This is a genomic window from Bacillus sp. FSL K6-0268 (assembly GCF_038005425.1).
GTDB classification, from domain to species: domain Bacteria; phylum Bacillota; class Bacilli; order Bacillales; family Bacillaceae_G; genus Bacillus_A; species Bacillus_A thuringiensis_S.
Window position 1 is genome coordinate 4,813,501 of the sequence record NZ_JBBOTF010000001.1, and the last position, 21,014, is coordinate 4,834,514.

Here is a 21,014-nt window from a genome sequence, read left to right on the forward strand (position 1 = left end):
AAGATGAGAGTTGTTTTACAACGATCAAAGAAAGCGTCTGTCACGGTAGACGGTGAGATCGTAGGACAAATTCCGTTCGGTTTAACATTACTAGTTGGCATTACGCACGAAGATACAGAAAAAGATGCAACTTACATTGCGGAAAAAATTTCAAACTTACGTATTTTTGAAGATGAGAGCGGAAAGATGAATCATTCTGTACTTGATGTAGAAGGACAAGTTCTATCTATTTCGCAATTCACATTATACGGAGATTGTCGCAAGGGGAGACGTCCAAACTTTATGGATGCTGCGAAACCTGACTATGCAGAGCGTTTATACGATTTCTTTAATGAAGAAGTTCGCAAACAAGGATTGCATGTAGAAACAGGGAAATTCGGAGCAATGATGGACGTTTCTTTAATCAATGATGGTCCGGTGACCTTAATTGTAGAAAGTAAATAGTGTTGATAAAAAAGAGAGGGTTATATAATCCTCTCTTTTTTATACATTGTTGTATGTTTTGTTCATTTATCATACGATTAATTTGAAGGGGAATAAAAGGAAAAGAAGGTGTAGTATGCTTCAAGAATTTAATATAGCTTTACGTTTTATGCTAGAGTTATGTATTCTTGGGATTGTTGGATACTGGGGGTTTCGAGTAGGAACAACAACAGCTATAAAAATTACACTTGCTATTATTATTCCGATTGTTGTTGCTGCCATTTGGGGGTTATTTGGAGCTCCACATGCAGAATGGGAAGTAAAAGGTATATTACATGTATTATTAGAAATTATCGTATTTGGAGTAGGTGTTGCAGCATTATATCATTTGAAGCATCATATGCTAGCAAGTGGACTGGCTATTGTTATTGTTATAAATCGAATACTAATGTTTATTTGGAATCAATAGCAGTTTCGGTTATGTATAACTCTCTCATCAATATGGAACAATAAAAAGTAAAACATCCATATTGAATGTGAGGGATATACGTATGCGCATGAATGAAAAAGGGCATTCTGTTACAAATGGTGCAAATCAACTATTTAACGTGAATTTTCATGATTTTATTTCAAAAGAGCAAAACAATACTTCAATGGAGCTTGCTTCCGAGTTTGGGATTTCTCTTCAAGATGTAAAGCGTCTAAAGAAGCAGATTGAACGTTCTTAGAGCACTTGACAATCCTACTTAACAAACGTATAGTAATTTTATATTTACATATGAATATAACCGTTGATAGAGAAGAGTAAATGAGACACACATGGAAAGAGAAGGAATGTCTTAGGCTGAAAACATTTCTGCATGATGACTGATTGAATGACACTCTAGAGGTTTCAACTTGAACGGCATATATGCTTAGTAGGGATGAACGCATATTTAAGCGTTATTAAAAAAGTGGAAGCATACGTGCTTCAATTAGGGTGGCACCACGGGTATAATACTCTCGTCCCTACTGTTTAAACAGTAGAGGCGGGAGTTTTTTTATTTTTATTAAGATTAAAACAATTTGAGGAGGAACTGAATATGTCTATTCAAATCCCACGCGGAACGCAAGATATTCTTCCCGGCACTGTTGAGTTATGGCAGTATATCGAAGGGCAAGCACGCGAAATTTGCCGTCGTTACAATTATAAAGAAATTCGTACACCAATTTTTGAGCACACGGAGCTATTTTTACGTGGTGTTGGTGATACGACAGATATCGTACAAAAAGAAATGTACTCATTCCAAGATCGTGGAGAGCGCAGCTTAACATTACGTCCAGAAGGTACTGCACCTGTTGTACGTTCTTACGTTGAAAATAAAATGTTTGGTGATGCAACACAACCAACGAAATTATACTATATCGGTCAAATGTTCCGTTATGAAAGACCACAAGCAGGTCGCTATCGTCAATTCGTACAATTCGGTATCGAAGCAATCGGCAGTAATGATCCTGCAATTGATGCAGAAGTAATTGCACTTGCTGTTGAATTTTACCGCGGCATGGGCTTAAAAAATATTAAAGTTGTATTAAACAGTTTAGGTGATGCAGCGAGCCGTCAAGCACACCGTGATGCATTAATCGCACACTTTGAGCCACGTATCGGCGAATTCTGCTCTGACTGTCAATCTCGCTTAGAAAAGAACCCACTTCGAATTTTAGACTGTAAGAAAGACCGTAACCATGAATTAATGGGAACAGCACCATCTATTACAGAATACTTAAACGAAGATTCAGCAGTATACTACGACAAAGTTCAAGAACTATTAACGATGATGGATGTTCCATTTGAAAAAGATCCGAACTTAGTACGTGGTTTAGACTACTATCAACACACTGTTTTTGAAATTATGAGTGAGGCAGAAGGTTTCGGTGCGATCACTACATTAAGCGGTGGTGGCCGTTATAACGGACTTGTACAAGAAATCGGTGGACCAGAAATGCCAGGTATCGGTTTTGCAATGAGTATTGAACGTTTAATTATGGCGCTAAAAGCTGAAAATATTGAATTACCACTTGAACATAGCATTGATTGTTACGTTGTAGCGCTCGGTGAAAAAGCGAAAGACCATGCTGCAAAAGTTGCGTTCAATCTTCGTAAAGCTGGATTGTCAGTTGAAAAAGATTATTTAGATCGCAAAATGAAAGCACAATTTAAATCAGCAGATCGTCTAAAGGCGAAATTTGTAGCTGTATTAGGAGAAGATGAGCTGGATAAAGGTATCATTAACTTAAAAGATATGGCAACAGGTGAACAAGAAGAAGTAGCGTTAGATGTATTTGCTTCATACGTAGCAGAGAAATTAATATAGGGGGAACTTACAGTGGCTGAAAGAACACATGCATGTGGAAAAGTAACAGTAGAAGCTGTTGGACAAACAGTTCAATTAAAAGGTTGGGTACAAAAACGCCGTGACTTAGGTGGATTAATCTTTATCGATTTACGTGACCGCACAGGTATCGTACAAGTTGTATTTAACCCAGAAACATCAAAAGAAGCGTTAGAAGTAGCAGAAACAATTCGTAGTGAATACGTATTACACGTAGAAGGTACAGTTGTTGAACGTGGTGAAGGCGCAATTAATGACAATATGGCAACTGGTCGTATTGAAGTACAAGCAACAAAAGTAAATGTACTAAATGCAGCGAAAACAACGCCAATTATCATTGCTGATGATACAGATGCATCAGAAGATGTGCGTTTAAAATATCGTTATTTAGACTTACGTCGTCCTGTAATGTTCAACACATTCAAAATGCGTCACGACGTAACAAAAACAATTCGTAATTTCTTAGATACAGAAGAGTTTTTAGAAGTCGAAACACCAATTTTAACGAAAAGCACGCCAGAAGGAGCTCGTGACTATTTAGTACCAAGTCGTGTACATGATGGTGAATTCTATGCATTACCACAGTCACCACAGTTATTTAAACAGCTTCTTATGGTCGGCGGATTTGAGCGTTACTATCAAGTAGCACGTTGTTTCCGTGACGAAGATTTACGTGCGGATCGTCAACCAGAATTCACGCAAATCGATATCGAAGCTTCATTCTTAACACAAGATGAAATTTTAGATATGATGGAGCGTATGATGACGAAAGTTATGAAGGATGCAAAAGGTGTAGAAGTTAGTGCACCATTCCCTCGTATGAAATATGCTGATGCAATGGCTCGCTACGGTTCTGATAAGCCAGATACACGCTTTGAAATGGAACTAACAGACTTATCTGAGTTTGCAGCAGGTTGTGGATTTAAAGTGTTTACAAGTGCTGTAGAAAGCGGCGGACAAGTAAAAGCAATTAATGCAAAAGGTGCTGCAAGTAAATACTCTCGTAAAGACATCGATGCATTAACTGAATTTGTGAAAGTATACGGTGCAAAAGGTCTAGCTTGGCTTAAAGTTGAAGAAGACGGCCTAAAAGGACCGATTGCGAAATTCTTCGGTGAAGAAGATGCAAACGTGTTAATGACTACATTAGAAGCTACTGCTGGCGACTTATTACTATTTGTAGCAGATAAGAAGAGCGTTGTTGCAGATAGCTTAGGCGCACTTCGTTTACGTCTAGGTAAAGAGCTTGAGTTAATTGACGAAAGTAAATTTAACTTCCTATGGGTAACTGATTGGCCACTACTTGAGTACGATGAAGATGCAGATCGTTACTTCGCAGCTCACCACCCATTCACAATGCCATTCCGTGAAGATGTTGAGCTACTAGAAACAGCACCAGAAAAAGCACGTGCACAAGCATATGACCTTGTATTAAACGGTTATGAGCTTGGTGGCGGATCACTTCGTATTTACGAGCGTGACGTACAAGAAAAAATGTTCAAAGCACTTGGATTCTCACAAGAAGAAGCGCAAGAGCAATTCGGATTCTTATTAGAAGCATTCGAATACGGTACACCACCACACGGCGGAATCGCATTAGGTTTAGACCGTCTTGTTATGTTACTTGCAGGCCGTACGAACCTTCGTGATACAATTGCATTCCCGAAAACAGCAAGCGCAAGCTGCTTATTAACAGAAGCTCCAAGCCCAGTTGCAGAAGCACAGCTTGAAGAATTGAACTTAAAATTAAGCTTGAAAGAAGAGAAGTAAGAATAGGGTCTAGATGGTTATACTATAACCGTCTAGACTTTTTTTGAGAGGAAGTTTAAAAAAGTCCGGTTCAGATGGAGGTCGCATCTCGTCGTTACTTCGCCAGTCCGGTGCTCGAGTAGTTAAAGCTACACTGCGCTCCTCCTGGCATAAGCGCCTCGAGCTGCTCGTCCCTCTGAATCCTCCTTTTTAAACATGTATTGGAGAGGAAGTTTAAAAAAGTCCGGTTCAGATGGAGGTCGCATCTCGTCGTTGCTTCGCTAGTCCGGTGCTCGAGTAGTTAAAGCTACACTGCGCTCCTCCTGGCATAAGCGCCTCGAGCTGCTCGTCCCTCTGAATCCTCCTTTTTAAACATGTATTGAAAGGGAAGTTTAAAAAGTCCGGTGTACACTATGTTTTCATTTTCGAAATATGTATTTTTAGGAATTCTATAACTTTTTCTATACAAATAGTCGGAAAAACGCTAGAATACATGGTAGACCATTTTTGTAATAGGAGTGTAGAGCTGAATGTTACATCAATTTTCACGTAATGAATTAGCCTTCGGTAAAGAAGGACTTGAAATATTAAAAAATAGTACAGTCGGTATTTTAGGAATTGGTGGCGTAGGGTCATTTTCGGCAGAAGCGTTAGCACGTTCTGGCGTAGGACGTCTCGTATTAGTTGATAAAGACGTTGTAGATATTACAAACGTAAACCGTCAAATTCATGCTTTAGTATCTACTGTAGGACGTTCAAAAGTAGAATTAATGAAAGAGCGTATTGCAGACATTAATCCGGAATGTGAAGTAATTGGACTAGAAATGTTTTATACAGATGAAACATATGAAGAGTTCTTTAAACACGGTTTAGATTTCGTAGTGGATGCATCTGATACAATTACGTTCAAAATCCATTTAATTAAACAATGTTTACGTCGTAAAATTAAAATTATCTCATGTATGGGTGCAGCAAATAAAATGGACCCAACTCGTTTCCGTATTGCGGATATCTCTAAAACACATACAGATCCAATTGCGAAAGTAATTCGTACGAAGCTTCGTAAAGAGGGTATTAAAAAAGGTGTAAAAGTTGTCTTCTCTGACGAGAATCCAATCGTAATTCGTGAAGAAGTACGTAAAGAGATCGTACCAGACGAAAATGCAAAAATTCGTAAAGCGAAATTACCACCTTCATCAAATGCATTCGTACCATCTGTGGCAGGCTTAATTATGGCAAGTCACGTTGTACGTGAACGTATTAAAAACGTAGAAGTGAAACGTGTGGGGCAAGAATAAAGTGAAAGCATATATCCATTTTGGATATATGCTTTTTTATATGTATTAAAGAAATAAAAATATTTGCATTACTACTAGTTCAAATGTGAGCAAGGCTAGTAAGTAATGATTATATTTACCCAATCTATTTTGGGCGTTTCTTTGTATGACAGGGAGGAATGTTATTGTCAATCTTTGTCGTTAAATCGATATCCTTTGTCGAATCGTTGATATATTGCAAGTTGTGATAGATATATTTGAAAAATCGTTGATATATTGCAAGTTACGATAGATATATTTGAAAAATCGTTGATATAATTTCAATTACCGATATATATGGTTCACCGAAAACAAACAAGGATGTCACTTTTTTAACTAAGTGACATCCTTGTTTTTAATTCTCTGCAGAATAAATAATATCTAAATTCCCGTTTTGATCGGTTTTGAAAATCGGGGCAATTTGATCTTCTTGCTCTTCGACTGAAACAAGTTTTCGAGCACGATCCATAATTCTAACAAGCATCGCGTAATCTTCTTCGATTGCTTGTTGTTTTTTTGTGAGTACCGCTAATTTTGCTTCAAGTTCATTATTCGTTTTTTGTAGGGAAGTGAGCTGATTTTGTAATACATCATTTTCAGTTTGCAACTTTGCGATTGAAGGGTTATTATGTTCCATGTTTTGCAAAAATGAGATGACATTTTGCATTGTAAGTTCCTGTTTACTTGGCGTAATATCTTCTGAAAACTCAGCATCGATTACGAGTTGTTTCGTTTTCGTGAACTGATCTTTTTCTATTTTAGCTTCAGAACGTTTTAATTCTTTACGTTGTTTTTTTGCAATCTGCACTGCATCTTCGTAATTCGCTCGTACTTCAGCATTCCATCTAAAGCCACAAGCTGCTGAAGTGCGGTTCAACGCATCGCCGACTTCATCAAATGCTTTTATTTGTGTACTTCCGCTGCGAATATGTCGTAAAACAGTTTCTGCTAAAAGGAGATCATCTTCTTTTGTCCATGCATCTTGACGTGTTTTCATAAGCGAAGCCTCCATAATGGTGACGTTTTCGTTTATGTTACCCTTTATTTTTCGTTTTATTCGAAGTTTGTAATCTTTCATAAACAGTAGAAAGTGCTTGCTCAAATTTTCCTGTCGTTTTCGGTTTATAATATTGCTTGTTTTTTATTTTATCAGGTAAGTATTGTTGCCTTACCCAGCCGTTTGGATGGTCGTGTGGATATAAATATCCAATGCCTCTTCCAAGTGATTCTGCGCCTTTGTAATGACTATCTTTTAAATGGCTTGGAATATCACCTGTTTGATCGTTACGTAAATCATGTAGTGCAGCATCCAGTGCTTTATAAGCTGAATTTGATTTTGGTGATAAGCATAGCTCGATAACGGCATTTGCAAGTGGGATGCGTGCTTCTGGGAATCCGACTCGTTCAGCTGATTCAATTGCAGCTAGTGTACGCGGTCCAGCTTGTGGGCTAGCAAGTCCAATATCTTCATAAGCCATAATAAGAAGGCGTCTGCCAATACTTTGTAAATCACCTGCTTCAATAAGGCGTGCTAAATAATGGAGCGCTGCATTTACATCACTTCCGCGCACTGATTTTTGAAATGCTGATAATACGTCATAATGAGCATCGCCGCCTTTGTCGTGAACGAAGCTCTTCTTTTGTAAGCATTCTTCTGCAATCTCGAGTGTGATTTCAGCCGCTTGATCGTCTGTAGTAAAGCTGGATAATACAGCAAGCTCAAGTGCGTTATAAGCGGAACGCATATCACCACCAGAGGCGTTTGTAAAGTGATGTAGTGCTTCATCTGTTATCGTTACAGCATATTCTCCAAGGCCTTTTTCTTTATCTTCTAAAGCTCTTTTTAACCCAATTAAAATATCATCTTCTGTTAGTGCGTGTAATTCGAAAATTTGACATCTGCTTCGAATAGCGGAGTTTATTGCATGGAATGGATTACTTGTCGTTGCACCAATTAAAGTAAGAAGTCCGCTTTCTAAATGAGGTAATAGAAAGTCTTGCTTTGCTTTATCTAGACGGTGAACTTCATCTAAAATTAAAACGAGGTGTCGATGCATCTTCGCTTCTTGTACGACAACTTCCATATCTTTTTTATTGTGAGTAACAGCGTTTAATAGACGAAACGGGGTACCGGTACTTCCTGCAATTGCACTGGCAATGGATGTTTTTCCTGTACCTGGAGGACCGTATAAAATCATAGATTGAAAATGATTTGCTTGGACCATTCGCCATAAAATCTTTCCTTCACCAACTAAATGCTGTTGCCCAATAATTTCTTGAATATTTGTAGGGCGCATTCGATGTGCGAGTGGTTGTTTCATTTAGACCGTCTCCCTTAACATATAATCTCGTTCTATCGTATCATTTTTTTCTACGGAATTTGAAATAGTATGCTGTTTTATGGGAAAAATGAAGATGAATATTTTCATTTTTCTTTCAATTGTAATAATTCCCGAGTTTTTCAATGTGATTTTATGTTATCATTTTGATACACAAGTTGAAATTTCTTATAATACTATATTATGCTATAATTTCATAGGATTTTAAATTGTGTTCTTTTTATAAATAAGATATAACCAATAGAAGTGAAAATTTGAAAAGAGGTGCAAAATAGATGAAGATTTCAACAAAGGGCCGCTATGGCTTAACAATTATGATCGATCTTGCAAAAAAGTTTGGTGAAGGTCCGATTTCATTAAAATCAATTGCGCAGGCGCATGACTTATCGGAGCATTACTTAGAGCAATTAATTTCACCACTTCGTAACGCTCGTCTAGTGAAGAGTACGCGAGGTGCATATGGCGGATATGTATTATCTGATCAACCAGCTAACATTACAGCTGGGGATGTGATCCGTGTATTAGAGGGACCGATTAGTGTTGTAGAAATGATAGAAGAAGAAGAGCCAGCACAGCGCCAGTTATGGATGCGTGTTCGTGATGCGGTGCAAGAAGTGTTAGATAGTACAACGTTAGAAGATTTAGTACGTTATGAGGAAGAAAATCACGGGGGCTATATGTTTTACATTTAATTCCTTGTGAAACGATTTGGAAAGAAGGAGATTTAATGGAACGCATTTACTTAGATCATGCTGCGACATCTCCGACTCACCCAGAAGTGGTCGAAAAGATGATTCCATATATGACAGAAATATTCGGGAACCCGTCTAGTATTCACTTTTATGGACGTCAAACTCGTCACACAGTAGATGAGGCGAGACGAGTGTGTGCACGCAGTATTCATGCGAATCCGAATGAAATTATATTTACGAGCGGTGGTACAGAAGCTGATAATTTAGCGCTTATAGGTGTAGCACGTGCGAACCGTCATAAAGGTAATCACATTATAACGACGCAAATTGAACATCATGCGATTTTGCATACGTGCGAATTGTTAGAGCGTGAAGGGTTTGAAGTGACATATTTACCTGTCGATGAAACAGGGCGCATTCAAGTTTCTGACATACAAAAGGCATTAACCGAAGAGACGATTCTTGTATCTGTTATGTTTGGGAATAATGAAGTAGGGACAATGCAACCAATTGTAGAAATAGGAAAGCTACTAAAGGAGCATCAAGCTTATTTCCATACAGATGCGGTACAAGCTTATGGTTTGGTAGAAATTGATGTGAAAGAGTTTGGTATTGATTTATTATCCATTTCAGCCCATAAAATTAACGGACCAAAAGGTGTAGGGTTCTTATACGCTGGTGCAAATGTGAAATTTGAGCCGTTATTAATAGGCGGAGAGCAAGAAAGAAAACGCCGTGCTGGTACGGAAAATGTGCCTAGTATTGCTGGGCTTCAGCATGCAATTCTTATTGCTGAAAAAACTCGTGAGCAAAAAAATGCCCAATATGAAGAGTTTAAAGATATAATGGTATCTGTCTTCAAAAATGAAGGCATTACTTTCGAGGTAAACGGAAACTTAGAACATCGCTTACCGCATGTGCTTAATGTAAGTTTTACAGGAATGAACATTGAACCGTTTCTTGTGAACTTAGACCTAGCTGGCATTGCAGTATCAAGTGGTTCTGCTTGTACAGCTGGTTCGATTGATCCATCACATGTATTAGTAGCGATGTTTGGAAAAGACTCCGATCAAATACGTTCATCCGTACGCTTTAGTTTTGGGCTTGGAAATACGAAAGAGCAAATTGAAAAAGCGGCGTACGAAACAGTGAAAATCGTGAAGCGATTAACACAAAATTAGCATGGGAGGTGACATGATGAACAAACTACCTCACGAAACACGCGTTGTCATCGGAATGTCCGGTGGCGTCGATTCATCTGTAGCAGCACTTTTATTAAAAGAGCAAGGTTATGATGTAATCGGAATTTTTATGAAAAACTGGGATGATACAGATGAGAATGGTGTCTGCACAGCAACTGAAGATTACAATGATGTAATTGAAGTGTGTAACCAAATCGGTATTCCGTATTATGCAGTAAACTTTGAAAAACAATACTGGGATAAAGTATTTACGTACTTCTTAGATGAGTACCGAGCTGGTCGTACACCAAATCCAGATGTAATGTGTAATAAAGAAATTAAATTTAAAGCATTTTTAGAGCATGCAATTGCGCTTGGTGCTGATTATGTAGCAACAGGCCATTATGCACGCGTTGCTTATATGGACGGCGAATATAAAATGCTTCGCGGCGTTGATGACAATAAAGATCAAACATACTTCTTAAATCAATTAAGCCAAGAGCAATTATCAAAAACAATGTTCCCGTTAGGTGAATTAAAGAAACCGCAAATTCGTGAAATGGCGAAAGAAGCTGGCTTAGCGACAGCGGCGAAAAAAGATAGTACAGGTATTTGCTTCATTGGTGAGCGTAACTTTAAAGATTTCTTAAGTAACTACTTACCAGCGCAACCAGGTGTAATGCAAACATTATCTGGTGAAGTGAAAGGAAAGCATGACGGTTTAATGTACTATACAATTGGACAACGTCATGGACTTGGAATTGGTGGTAACGGTGATCCGTGGTTTGCTGTTGGGAAAAACTTGAAAGAAAACATTTTATATGTTGATCAAGGATTCCATAACGAACTTCTATATGGTGATGAAGTTATTGCTATGAATGTAGGATGGGTAAGTAACAAAGTAAAAGAAACAGAATTTAAGTGCACGGCGAAATTCCGTTATCGTCAAGAAGACAATAAAGTAACGGTTCAAATCGTTGATGAAAATACAGTTCGTATTCTTTGTGATGAGCCAATTCGTGCAATTACACCAGGACAAGCAGTTGTGTTCTATGATGGAGATGAGTGCTTAGGCGGTGCTACAATTGATGAAGTATACCGTAGTGGTAAGAAATTGGATTATTTAGGATAAATGAGAAGCCTCTGCCGATTAGCGGTTAGAGGTTTCTTTTACATAAAGCGAATTTTCGTTCGCTTGGAAAATACATTCTTTGTTATAATTTGTTGTAGAGGTGAAGGACATGTCAAACAAACTTGAAACAGGTATTCAATATATGCAAGAAGGAAATTGGGAAGAAGCAGCTAAAAATTTTACAGAAGCAATCGAAGAAAATCCGAAAGATGCGCTTGGATACATTAATTTTGCAAATTTATTAGACGTATTAGGTGATAGCGAACGAGCGATTTTATTTTATAAACGTGCACTAGAGTTAGATGATAAATCTGCAGCTGCCTATTATGGTTTAGGAAATGTATATTATGGCCAAGAGCAATTTACTGAGGCGAAAGCTGTATTTGAACAAGCAATGCAAGCTGGATTACAATCAGCTGATGTAACATTTATGTTAGGTATCACACATGTACAGCTTGGAAATGATCGTCTTGCACTACCATTCTTACAAAGAGCAACAGAATTAGATGAAAACGATGTGGAAGCTGTATTCCAGTGCGGACTTTGCTTCGCTCGACTAGAACACATTCAAGAGGCGAAACCTTATTTTGAAAAGGTATTAGAAATGGATGAAGAGCATGCAGATGCGTATTACAATTTAGGTGTTGCGTACGTATTTGAGGAAAATAATGAGAAGGCTCTCGCTTTATTTAAGAAAGCAACTGAAATTCAGCCAGATCACTTTTTAGCGGGTAATGGCGTTCGTTTATTAGAGCAAGAAGCTGAATAAGATAAAAATATAGTTTAATGGGTAGTTATCCCTCATCTAAAGAGGTGGGGGATGTACTGCTCATTAAAGTGAAAATATCGGAAAGGAGAGGAAAGATGGGAAATCAACATGCAATGGATTTGTTTGAGGAAGAGAAAAAGTTTATAAAAGCGCAAGTTCTTCATACCATTTTCCACAACGAAGAAAACCTCTATTCCGTTGTCAGTATGAAAGTCATTGAAACGAATGAAACATATGACGAAAAGAAAGTAATGATAAACGGTCATTTTCCCCGCATGCATGAAGATGAAGTGTTTACATTGACAGGTCACTTTAAGGACCATCCAAAGTATGGAAAACAATATATGGTTGAAACATTTAAAAAAGAATTGCCGCAAACAAAAGCAGGTATGGTGCAATATTTAGCGAGTGATTTATTTAAAGGGATAGGAAAGCGTACAGCGGAAAAAATTGTGGATCATCTCGGGGAACATGCTATTTCTAAAATTATGGATGACCCTGAGGCGTTAAATGGTGTTGTTAACAAACAAAAGGCTCAGGAAATATATGAGACAATTGTTGAACATCAAGGATTAGAGAAAGTAATGAGCTTTTTAAATGGTTACGGTTTTGGAACGAAACTTTCTATTAAGATTTACCAGCAATATAAAGAGATGACATTAGAAGTGATTCGTAATAATCCGTATCAACTTATTGAAGAAGTGGACGGGATTGGTTTTGGACGAGCGGATGATATAGGGCGTGCGTTAGGAATATCGGGTAATCACGACGACCGTGTACGAGCGGGATGTTTTTACACATTAGAGAATGTCTCATTGCAACTTGGTCACGTTTATATGAGGAAAGATCAACTTGTAAGAGAAACGATGTCACTTTTAAACAATCAAGAAGGAAGAGTGACTGAGGAAGATATTATAGGTTGTATTGAAACGATGCAAAGTGAAGGGAAAGTCATCATAGAAGAAGAACGAGTGTATTTAGCAACTTTATTCTACTCTGAAAAAGGTGTTGTAAAGTCTATTCGTCGATTGATGAATCAAGAGGAAACACCTTCATTTCCTGAAGCAGAAGTGTTAAAAACATTAGGTGAAATTGAAGAACAGTTAAACGTGCAGTATGCACCGTTTCAGCAAGAAGCGATTCAAACGGCACTTCATAAGCCAATGATGTTATTAACAGGTGGACCAGGAACGGGGAAAACAACTGTTATTAAAGGGATTGTTGAAATGTATGCGTCACTTCACGGATTATCGTTAAATCCGAATGAATACAGTGATGATAATCCATTTCCAATACTATTAACAGCTCCAACAGGAAGAGCAGCGAAGCGGATGAGTGAATCGACAGGACTTCCAGCTTGCACAATTCACCGTTTGCTTGGCTGGACGCCAGAAGGATCTTTCCAGCGTAATGAAACGGATCCTGTCCAAGGTAAGCTCCTTATTATTGATGAATTTTCAATGGTTGATATTTGGCTTGCGAATCAGCTATTTAAGTCGCTACCGACGAACATTCAAGTTATCGTTGTAGGTGATGAAGATCAGTTGCCATCTGTAGGACCTGGACAAGTATTAAAAGATTTATTAAATGCAGGCGCAGTTCCGACAGTGAAGCTTACTGAAATTTATCGTCAAGCAGAAGGCTCATCTGTTATTCAACTTGCCCATGCAATCAAAGACGGCACGCTCCCGCCAGATTTAGCACAAAATAAAAAAGATCGTTCATTTATCAGCTGTACAGGGGCTCAAATTGTTGAGGTTGTGAAAAAAGTTTGTGAAAATGCTAAAACAAAAGGATTTAGTGCAAGGGATGTCCAAGTATTAGCGCCGATGTACCGCGGGCCTGCTGGTATTAATGTATTAAACGAAGCATTGCAACAAGTATTTAATCCGAAGAGGGAAAAGAGTAAAGAAATTGCTTACGGTGATGTTGTATACCGAAGAGGCGATAAAGTACTGCAACTCGTTAATCAGCCAGAGAGCCAGGTGTTTAATGGTGATATTGGAGAAATTGTTTCGGTGTTTTATGCGAAAGAAAACGTTGAGCAACAAGATATGATTATCGTTTCATTTGATGGAATTGAGGTAACGTATACAAAGCCCGATTTAAATCAAATTACGCATGCATATTGTTGTTCCATTCATAAATCACAAGGTAGTGAATTTCCGATTGTTATTATGCCGATCGTGAAAAGTTACAACCGTATGTTACGTCGTAATTTAATTTACACGGGCATTACAAGAAGTAAGAAGTTCCTTATTATTTGCGGGGAGGAAGCAGCTTTCAAATCCGGTGTAAATCGCCTTGATGATGCAATGCGTCAAACAACTTTGGCTAGTCGCTTGCAGGAATCACAAGGAGAAGTACAGATGGTCACAGTTAATGGCGAAGAAATGGACGTGGAAAACATTTCACCGTATGATTTCATGTAACAAGGTGAAATTATATAGTGAAACTTTCAAACGCATAGCGTTGAAAGGCTCCAGCGATGTATAAACGAATGCAGTTTGGACATAATGGCGAATAGAATCTGGGAGTCTGTAAGGAGATGAAAGCCATATGTTCATTTGTCCAAATTGCAAAGGGAAAGACATTGGAAAAATAGGTGTCAACCAATTTTATTGCTGGAATTGTTATATCGAATTATCGGTTTCAAAGGGGAAAATCCATACGCATCAAGTTGAGGAAGATGGTTCATTAAGCTCTCTTGATGATTTATTTGATGAGAATGAAAGAACGATCGGATAACGAAAAGGGGGATTTACTTTGAATCTACGCAATTCATTAATCGCATTAGGTGTTGGAGCTGCAGCATATCAATATGCTCGTAAGCAAGATGTATTTTCAAAACGCAATATGAAAAAAGCACGTAAGATGATTAAGTCTTACTTATAATCATTTCGATAAAGTGAAAAACTCCCTTATTGACGAGGGAGTTTTTTTATGCGCTCATATGCAAATAAAAAAGTCCGATTTCTGAGAAAAGATAAGATAGACCGTAGCAGCCAACGCCGAGTATTCCATACTGCCATAATTGCTTCGCTTTTTCTTTACGTGAGGAACGAATAAAGAACCCCTTCCAAATACCAAACCCGATACAAATCCATTCAAGAATCATAAAAAGTGCTGATAATCCAAGCATAAACAAAACCATAATTAGCCCTCCTGATTATATTAATTCATGCTGTATTCTCAGGGGTGGTTGTCCTTGTTATGTTATTTATATGTACGTCTTTAAAAAACAGTATGGTCCGTATGAAAAGATTTTAAAAGTTTCGCACATAACCTACCCCATTTATTTTCAAAATAAAGGTGGAGGAGGTTTTTCATGTGAAGAATCTTAAAATCATTTGGATATATCGTTTAGGATTATTATTACTTGTTTTTCTTTGTTTGCTCGTCTTTTTAAAAATTAAGCCACTATGGGCACCGATTATTTTTGTATTTAAAGTAGCAATCACGCCATTTCTTATCGCTTGTTTTATTGCGTATTTATTGCATCCTTTAATTGAAAAAATCCATAAGGAAGGGATGCCCCGTACACTTGCCATTTTGCTTATTTATATCCTTTTCTTTGGCGGAATTGGTTATGGGATTTATAAAGGAACGCCAGTCGTTATTAAACAGTTACAAGAGATTAATGAACAATTTCCGCAGTTTACAAAGATGTACGATTCGTGGATGGATGGCGTTACAGAACAAACAGCGAATTTCCCTTCGTTCATTCATGAAAAGGTGAAACAACTTTTTGTGGGTGTGGAAACGAAGATTCAAGCGCTTTTAAATAAAGTGATGAGTACAGCTCGTGGTGTACTCGATTCATTGCTCATTATTTTCTTAATACCGTTCATTGTATTTTACATATTAAAAGATTATGGTGAGTTTTATCATATCTTTTGGAAACTAGTCCCAAGTAAATGGCGAGGTACGGGGCAAATGCTTGCGAAAGAAATTGATAAGTCACTTGGAAGTTATATTCGAGGACAGTTATTTGTTTGTTTGGTATTAGGGGGAGTATCAGCTCTTTCTTTTTGGTTTATCGGTATGAAATATCCATTATTGCTTGGTATTATTATTGGGGTAACGGATATAATCCCGTACTTCGGCCCTATTTTAGGAGCGATCCCGACGTTAATGATTGCAGCAACAGTATCAACGAGCTTACTTATTAAGGCGGGTATTACGATTGCTATTTTGCAATTTGTGGAAAGTAACATTTTATCGCCTTACATTGTTGGTAAGTCACTTCGTATGCATCCCGTTATTATTATGCTTGCATTACTAGTTGGAGGGGAAGTAGCTGGTATTGTAGGGTTACTAATATCGGTTCCCATCTTAGCAGTTATTCGCACCGTCATTGTTCATGTGAAGCCTCTCTTGAAAAAAGAAGATGTGTAAGTATAGAAGCCCTCTATGTAAGAAATAGAGGGCTAATCGTATATTTATTTAGAAATCTGCTCGTGTATCTTTTGAACGAGGGAGCTCACATCATTTGTTTGAATATGTTTTATTTTTTTCCATTCGTTATCATACATAAATACAATTTGATTGTTGAAAAGACGCTTTTGTTCTTTTAGATTAGAAATTTTTGCGAAAGAGTACTCTTCAAATATTGGATTGTTACTTACATCTGGTCCATAAAAGAATAGCCTTTTGTTCGTTAAAATCAATAGGCCTGGTCTCGCGACGGAACGATAAATAAATATGTCTAATGAACATGCTGCGTAAAGTAATATTGTTTCGTTAGTCGCTAATATGTTTTTAGCTTTGCTAAGTAAGGTTGTCATTGTGATCGCTCCTTTATTTTATTAACAATAATTTAATTATAGCAAAAAAGGTAATATTTATAATTTTTTATAAATTATTCTTGTAAGGAGATTCCGATTTGTTAATAAACGCATAATATATGAAAAGGCTGTTAAGAATGAATAGTAGAATACCTATGATAAATAAGCAATTAATACAATATAAATGATTATCTACATTGACAAACTTAAGAGAATTCTATTATATTTAGTCATATAATACATTAAATCAATGACGGAACAAGTACGTTACAGTCCATTTATAGAGAGAAGCTTCCATATGGCTGAAAGAAGCTTTAAATGAAGGGTAACAGAAAGCTAATCCTGAGAGCAGCTAATCACTGCCGTCTTGCCACGTTACGGCACCATGAGGTGATGAATTGATTGTTATTGTAATCAATTCATAATTAGGGTGGTATCGCGAGTTAACTCTCGTCCCTTTTATAGGGACGGGAGTTTTTTATATTTAAGGAGGAAAATACAATGAAACAACTAACAGGCGCACAAATTCGTCAAATGTTTTTAGACTTTTTCCAAGAAAAAGGACATGCAGTAGAACCTAGTGCATCACTAGTTCCACATGAAGATCCATCTCTTCTATGGATTAATAGTGGTGTAGCTACATTAAAAAAATATTTTGATGGACGTGTAATCCCACAAAATCCACGTATTACAAATGCTCAAAAATCAATTCGTACAAACGATATTGAAAACGTAGGGAAAACAGCTCGTCACCATACATTCTTTGAAATGTTAGGAAACTTCTCAATCGGTGATTACTTCAAAGAAGAAGCAATTACATGGGCTTGGGAATTCTTAACGAGCGACAAATGGATCGGATTCGATAAAGAATTACTATCAGTTACAATCCATCCAGAAGATGAAGAAGCATTCACAATTTGGAATGAAAAAATGGGCGTTCCAAAAGAGCGTATTATCCGCTTAGAAGAAAACTTCTGGGATATTGGTGAAGGACCAAGTGGACCGAATACAGAGATTTTCTATGACCGCGGGGAAGCTTACGGTAATGACTTTAGTGACCCAGAATTATATCCAGGCGGAGAGAACGAGCGTTACTTAGAAGTATGGAACCTTGTATTCTCTCAATTTAACCATAATCCAGACGGTTCATATACACCACTTCCTAAGAAAAACATTGATACAGGGATGGGTCTAGAACGTATGACATCTATCGTTCAAGATGTGCCTACAAACTTTGATACAGACCTATTCATGCCGATGATTGGTGCAACAGAATCAATTTCTGGTGAGAAATATCGTAATGGCGATTTAGAAAAAGATATGGCATTCAAAGTAATTGCTGACCATATCCGTACAGTAACATTCGCTGTTGGTGACGGTGCTCTTCCATCTAACGAAGGTCGTGGTTATGTATTACGTCGCTTATTACGCCGCGCTGTTCGTTATTCGAAGAAATTAAACATTAACCGTCCATTCATGTTTGAATTGGTACCGGTTGTTGGAGAAGTAATGAAAGACTTCTATCCAGAAGTACTTGAAAAGAAAGATTTCATTGCGAAAGTTGTGAAAAATGAAGAAGAGCGTTTCCATGAAACACTTCATGATGGTGAAGCAATTTTAGCTGAAGTTATTGCAAAAGCAAAAGAAGAAAAAACAACTGTTATTTCTGGAGTAGATGCGTTCCGTCTATATGACACATACGGTTTCCCAATCGAATTAACAGAAGAATATGCAGAAGAAGCTGGTATGACAGTTGACCAAGAAGGCTTCGAAAATGAAATGGAAAAACAACGTGAGCGTGCACGTGCTGCTCGTCAAGACGTTGACTCAATGCAAGTTCAAGGCGGTGTACTTGGAGAAGTTAAAGTAGCGAGTGAGTTCGTTGGTTACGGTACAGTTGCAACGGAAAGTAACGTTGTTGCACTTGTGAAAAACGGTGAGTACACAGATAGCTTACAAGCAGGGGAAGAAGGACAGTTAATTCTTGACGTAACACCATTCTACGCTGAGAGCGGTGGACAAATTGCTGACCGTGGTTACCTTCTTGCTGACGGCGTGAAAGTTCTTGTAAAAGACGTACAAAAAGCACCAAATGGTCAAAACTTACACAAAGTAGCTGTGGAAGAAGGCACGTTAACGAAAGATGCAGCTGTGAAAGCTGTTATCGATACGAAAAACCGTAGTAGCGTTGTGAAAAATCATACAGCAACTCACTTACTACACCAAGCATTAAAAGACGTACTTGGAACGCATGTTAATCAAGCAGGTTCTCTTGTAACTTCTGAACGTCTACGCTTTGACTTCTCTCACTTCGGTCAAGTGCAAGCTGACGAATTAGAAAAAATTGAGCGTATGGTAAACGAGAAAATTTGGGAAAGTATTAACGTTGAGATTTCTCAAAAATCAATCGGAGAAGCAAAAGAAATGGGCGCAATGGCATTATTCGGTGAAAAATACGGTGATGTTGTACGCGTTGTACAAGTTGGCGATTACAGCTTAGAGCTTTGCGGTGGTTGTCACGTTGATAATACAGCTTCTATCGGTATTTTCAAAATCGTTGCTGAGTCTGGTATCGGTGCAGGAACTCGTCGTATTGAGGCGGTAACTGGTAAGTCTGCATACGAATTAATGAACGATCAAGTAGGTTTATTAAAAGAAGCAGCAGGAAAAATGAAAACAAATCCGAAAGATATTTTAACAAGAGTTGATGGTCTATTTGCTGAAGTGAAACAACTTCAAAAAGAAAACGAATCTCTTGCTGCGAAATTAAGCAATATTGAAGCTGGAAACTTAACTGATTCTGTAATGACAGTTGATGGTGTGAATGTATTAGCAGCGAAAGTAAATGTTGCAGATATGAACAACTTACGTACGATGATGGATGATCTAAAAAATAAATTAGAGTCAGCAGTTGTTGTATTAGCGTCTGTTAATGACGATAAAGTAAACATCCTAGCAGGTGTAACGAAAGACTTAATTAGCCAAGGTTACCATGCTGGTAAACTTGTGAAAGAAGTAGCTTCTCGTTGCGGCGGTGGCGGTGGTGGCCGTCCTGATATGGCACAAGCAGGTGGTAAAAACCCAGCTCAAGTCGAAGAAGCTTTAGCATTTGTACAAGAGTACGTTAAATCTGTTTCAAAATAAAGAGATAGTAGTGTACAATGGTAGGGAGAGGAGAAGTTCTTCTCCCTATACTTACTATATAAGTGAGGTGCTTGAAATGGACGGTTTTGATAAAACAATGAAGTTTAGCATTCAAGATGAAAAACAGAGTGTCCATGTAAATGATGTACTTTTAACTGTGTATGATGCACTTCAAGAAAAAGGCTATAATCCGATTAACCAAATCGTCGGTTATTTATTAAGTGGAGACCCAGCATACATACCTCGCCATAAAGATGCACGAAGCATCGTTCGTAAGCTTGAACGTGATGAGATCATTGAAGAGCTTGTGAAGTCTTACTTGAAACATCATCGTGAGGAGTAGTTTATGCGGATATTAGGTTTAGATGTAGGTACAAAAACAGTCGGAGTTGCAATGAGCGACGAAATGGGCTGGACAGCACAAGGATTAGAAACAATTAAGATTAACGAAGAACGAGGTCACTTTGGTTTTGATCGTATTTCTGAGTTAGTAAAGCAGTACAATGTGGACAAAATAGTAGTAGGTTTACCTAAAAATATGAATGGTACAATTGGCCCACGTGGTGAAGCGTGCCAACAATTTGCAGAAAACCTACGAGAGCTGTTACAATTAGACGTTGTAATGTGGGACGAGCGTTTGTCGACGATGGCAGCGGAACGTCTACTCATTTCAGCGGATGTAAGCCGTAAGAAGCGAAAACAAGTAATCGATAAGATGGCTGCAGTCGTAATCTTACAAGGATTTTTAGATAGTAAATAAGAGGTGACCAAAATGGAAGAAAATCAAATTACAATTGTAGACGAAAAAGGTAACGAACATTTATGTGAAATTATTTTCACTTTTGATGCTGAAAAATTTGGTAAAAAATCATACGTAGTCTTCTCTCCAATCGGTGAAGTAGACGAAGATGGAGACCAAATTTATGATGCAATGGCTTATGAGCAAAATGAAGAAGAGGGCGGAAGTTTACTTCCAATCGAATCTGAAGAAGAGTGGGAAATGGTACAAGAAATGTTCAACACTCTTGCTGATGAGCAAGAAGCTGAATAATAAGTACTGAAAAGATGGACGACATACAGTCCATCTTTTTTTTGTATTTATATGTAAAA

General features: G+C 37.8%; 22 protein-coding genes and 2 other annotated features. Of the genes, 18 read left to right on the forward strand and 4 right to left on the reverse strand.

Features of this window, described 5'->3' with window-relative positions:
- Window positions 1–3: 3 nt before the first annotated feature.
- The 6 genes from MHI28_RS25120 to MHI28_RS25145 all read left to right on the forward strand — a co-directional run bounded on the left by MHI28_RS25120 (window position 4) and on the right by MHI28_RS25145 (window position 5,842).
- Complete coding sequence (locus MHI28_RS25120) at window positions 4–444, forward strand: D-tyrosyl-tRNA(Tyr) deacylase (RefSeq protein ID WP_001266969.1); 441 nt, start codon at window positions 4–6, stop codon at window positions 442–444.
- Window positions 445–559: 115 nt separating this feature from the next.
- Window positions 560–892 (forward strand): YrdB family protein, encoded by a 333-nt coding sequence (locus MHI28_RS25125; RefSeq protein ID WP_000938750.1) that lies wholly within the window; start codon window positions 560–562, stop codon window positions 890–892.
- Window positions 893–974: 82 nt separating this feature from the next.
- Window positions 975–1,151 carry a hypothetical protein gene (locus MHI28_RS25130; RefSeq protein ID WP_001242605.1) on the forward strand — a complete coding sequence of 59 codons (177 nt, stop codon included), beginning with the start codon at window positions 975–977 and terminating at the stop codon, window positions 1,149–1,151.
- 54 nt (window positions 1,152–1,205) lie between these two features.
- Window positions 1,206–1,436 (forward strand) — a binding site (T-box leader).
- 69 nt (window positions 1,437–1,505) lie between these two features.
- On the forward strand, window positions 1,506–2,777 hold the full coding sequence (hisS, locus tag MHI28_RS25135; RefSeq protein ID WP_000027086.1) for a histidine--tRNA ligase: 1,272 nt from the start codon (window positions 1,506–1,508) through the stop codon (window positions 2,775–2,777).
- Between the two features lie 12 nt (window positions 2,778–2,789).
- A complete protein-coding gene (aspS, locus tag MHI28_RS25140; protein WP_000840901.1) occupies window positions 2,790–4,565 on the forward strand; it encodes an aspartate--tRNA ligase in 1,776 nt (591 codons plus the stop codon).
- 509 nt (window positions 4,566–5,074) lie between these two features.
- A complete protein-coding gene (locus tag MHI28_RS25145) occupies window positions 5,075–5,842 on the forward strand; it encodes a tRNA threonylcarbamoyladenosine dehydratase (RefSeq protein ID WP_000903182.1) in 768 nt (255 codons plus the stop codon).
- Between the two features lie 373 nt (window positions 5,843–6,215).
- Here MHI28_RS25145 and MHI28_RS25150 read toward each other — a convergent pair whose 3' ends face one another.
- Both MHI28_RS25150 and MHI28_RS25155 read right to left on the reverse strand, forming a co-directional pair.
- Window positions 6,216–6,857 (reverse strand): RsfA family transcriptional regulator, encoded by a 642-nt coding sequence (locus MHI28_RS25150; RefSeq protein ID WP_000857697.1) that lies wholly within the window; start codon window positions 6,855–6,857, stop codon window positions 6,216–6,218.
- A 37-nt stretch (window positions 6,858–6,894) separates the two neighbouring features.
- A complete protein-coding gene (locus MHI28_RS25155; RefSeq protein ID WP_000812913.1) occupies window positions 6,895–8,181 on the reverse strand; it encodes a replication-associated recombination protein A in 1,287 nt (428 codons plus the stop codon).
- A gap of 293 nt (window positions 8,182–8,474) precedes the next feature.
- Between MHI28_RS25155 and cymR the strand changes: the two genes are divergently transcribed.
- The 7 genes from cymR to MHI28_RS25190 all read left to right on the forward strand — a co-directional run bounded on the left by cymR (window position 8,475) and on the right by MHI28_RS25190 (window position 14,868).
- A complete protein-coding gene (gene cymR, locus MHI28_RS25160; RefSeq protein ID WP_000704116.1) occupies window positions 8,475–8,891 on the forward strand; it encodes a cysteine metabolism transcriptional regulator CymR in 417 nt (138 codons plus the stop codon).
- A gap of 35 nt (window positions 8,892–8,926) precedes the next feature.
- Entirely contained in the window at window positions 8,927–10,072 is a 1,146-nt protein-coding gene (locus MHI28_RS25165) for a cysteine desulfurase family protein (RefSeq protein ID WP_000439891.1), read from the forward strand.
- A gap of 16 nt (window positions 10,073–10,088) precedes the next feature.
- Entirely contained in the window at window positions 10,089–11,204 is a 1,116-nt protein-coding gene (gene mnmA / locus MHI28_RS25170; protein ID WP_001038002.1) for a tRNA 2-thiouridine(34) synthase MnmA, read from the forward strand.
- A gap of 109 nt (window positions 11,205–11,313) precedes the next feature.
- A complete protein-coding gene (locus tag MHI28_RS25175) occupies window positions 11,314–11,973 on the forward strand; it encodes a tetratricopeptide repeat protein (protein ID WP_000066406.1) in 660 nt (219 codons plus the stop codon).
- A gap of 95 nt (window positions 11,974–12,068) precedes the next feature.
- On the forward strand, window positions 12,069–14,405 hold the full coding sequence (gene recD2 / locus MHI28_RS25180) for an SF1B family DNA helicase RecD2 (protein ID WP_000528079.1): 2,337 nt from the start codon (window positions 12,069–12,071) through the stop codon (window positions 14,403–14,405).
- A 127-nt stretch (window positions 14,406–14,532) separates the two neighbouring features.
- Entirely contained in the window at window positions 14,533–14,721 is a 189-nt protein-coding gene (locus MHI28_RS25185; RefSeq protein ID WP_000469281.1) for a hypothetical protein, read from the forward strand.
- 18 nt (window positions 14,722–14,739) lie between these two features.
- Window positions 14,740–14,868 (forward strand): YrzQ family protein, encoded by a 129-nt coding sequence (locus tag MHI28_RS25190; RefSeq protein WP_001053553.1) that lies wholly within the window; start codon window positions 14,740–14,742, stop codon window positions 14,866–14,868.
- Window positions 14,869–14,914: 46 nt separating this feature from the next.
- Here the strand turns inward: MHI28_RS25190 and MHI28_RS25195 are convergent, their stop codons facing one another.
- Window positions 14,915–15,127 carry a hypothetical protein gene (locus tag MHI28_RS25195; protein WP_000242539.1) on the reverse strand — a complete coding sequence of 71 codons (213 nt, stop codon included), beginning with the start codon at window positions 15,125–15,127 and terminating at the stop codon, window positions 14,915–14,917.
- A 176-nt stretch (window positions 15,128–15,303) separates the two neighbouring features.
- On the opposite strand from MHI28_RS25195, the gene MHI28_RS25200 reads away from it, so the two are divergent.
- The gene (locus MHI28_RS25200) at window positions 15,304–16,371 is read left to right on the forward strand and encodes an AI-2E family transporter (RefSeq protein WP_000793127.1); all 1,068 of its coding nucleotides are present in this window, start codon (window positions 15,304–15,306) and stop codon (window positions 16,369–16,371) included.
- Window positions 16,372–16,415: 44 nt separating this feature from the next.
- On the opposite strand, the gene MHI28_RS25205 is transcribed toward MHI28_RS25200, so the two are convergent.
- Complete coding sequence (locus MHI28_RS25205; protein WP_000209589.1) at window positions 16,416–16,760, reverse strand: PH domain-containing protein; 345 nt, start codon at window positions 16,758–16,760, stop codon at window positions 16,416–16,418.
- 241 nt (window positions 16,761–17,001) lie between these two features.
- Window positions 17,002–17,221, forward strand: a binding site (T-box leader).
- A gap of 40 nt (window positions 17,222–17,261) precedes the next feature.
- Between MHI28_RS25205 and alaS the strand changes: the two genes are divergently transcribed.
- The 4 genes from alaS (at window position 17,262) to MHI28_RS25225 (ending at window position 20,955) form a co-directional block, all read left to right on the forward strand.
- Window positions 17,262–19,904, forward strand: coding sequence for an alanine--tRNA ligase (gene alaS / locus MHI28_RS25210; protein ID WP_000811809.1), 2,643 nt, complete (start codon window positions 17,262–17,264; stop codon window positions 19,902–19,904).
- A gap of 76 nt (window positions 19,905–19,980) precedes the next feature.
- The gene (locus MHI28_RS25215; protein ID WP_000348591.1) at window positions 19,981–20,247 is read left to right on the forward strand and encodes an IreB family regulatory phosphoprotein; all 267 of its coding nucleotides are present in this window, start codon (window positions 19,981–19,983) and stop codon (window positions 20,245–20,247) included.
- A gap of 3 nt (window positions 20,248–20,250) precedes the next feature.
- The gene (ruvX, locus tag MHI28_RS25220; RefSeq protein WP_001221202.1) at window positions 20,251–20,664 is read left to right on the forward strand and encodes a Holliday junction resolvase RuvX; all 414 of its coding nucleotides are present in this window, start codon (window positions 20,251–20,253) and stop codon (window positions 20,662–20,664) included.
- 12 nt (window positions 20,665–20,676) lie between these two features.
- The gene (locus tag MHI28_RS25225; RefSeq protein WP_000392246.1) at window positions 20,677–20,955 is read left to right on the forward strand and encodes a DUF1292 domain-containing protein; all 279 of its coding nucleotides are present in this window, start codon (window positions 20,677–20,679) and stop codon (window positions 20,953–20,955) included.
- Window positions 20,956–21,014 lie beyond the last annotated feature (59 nt).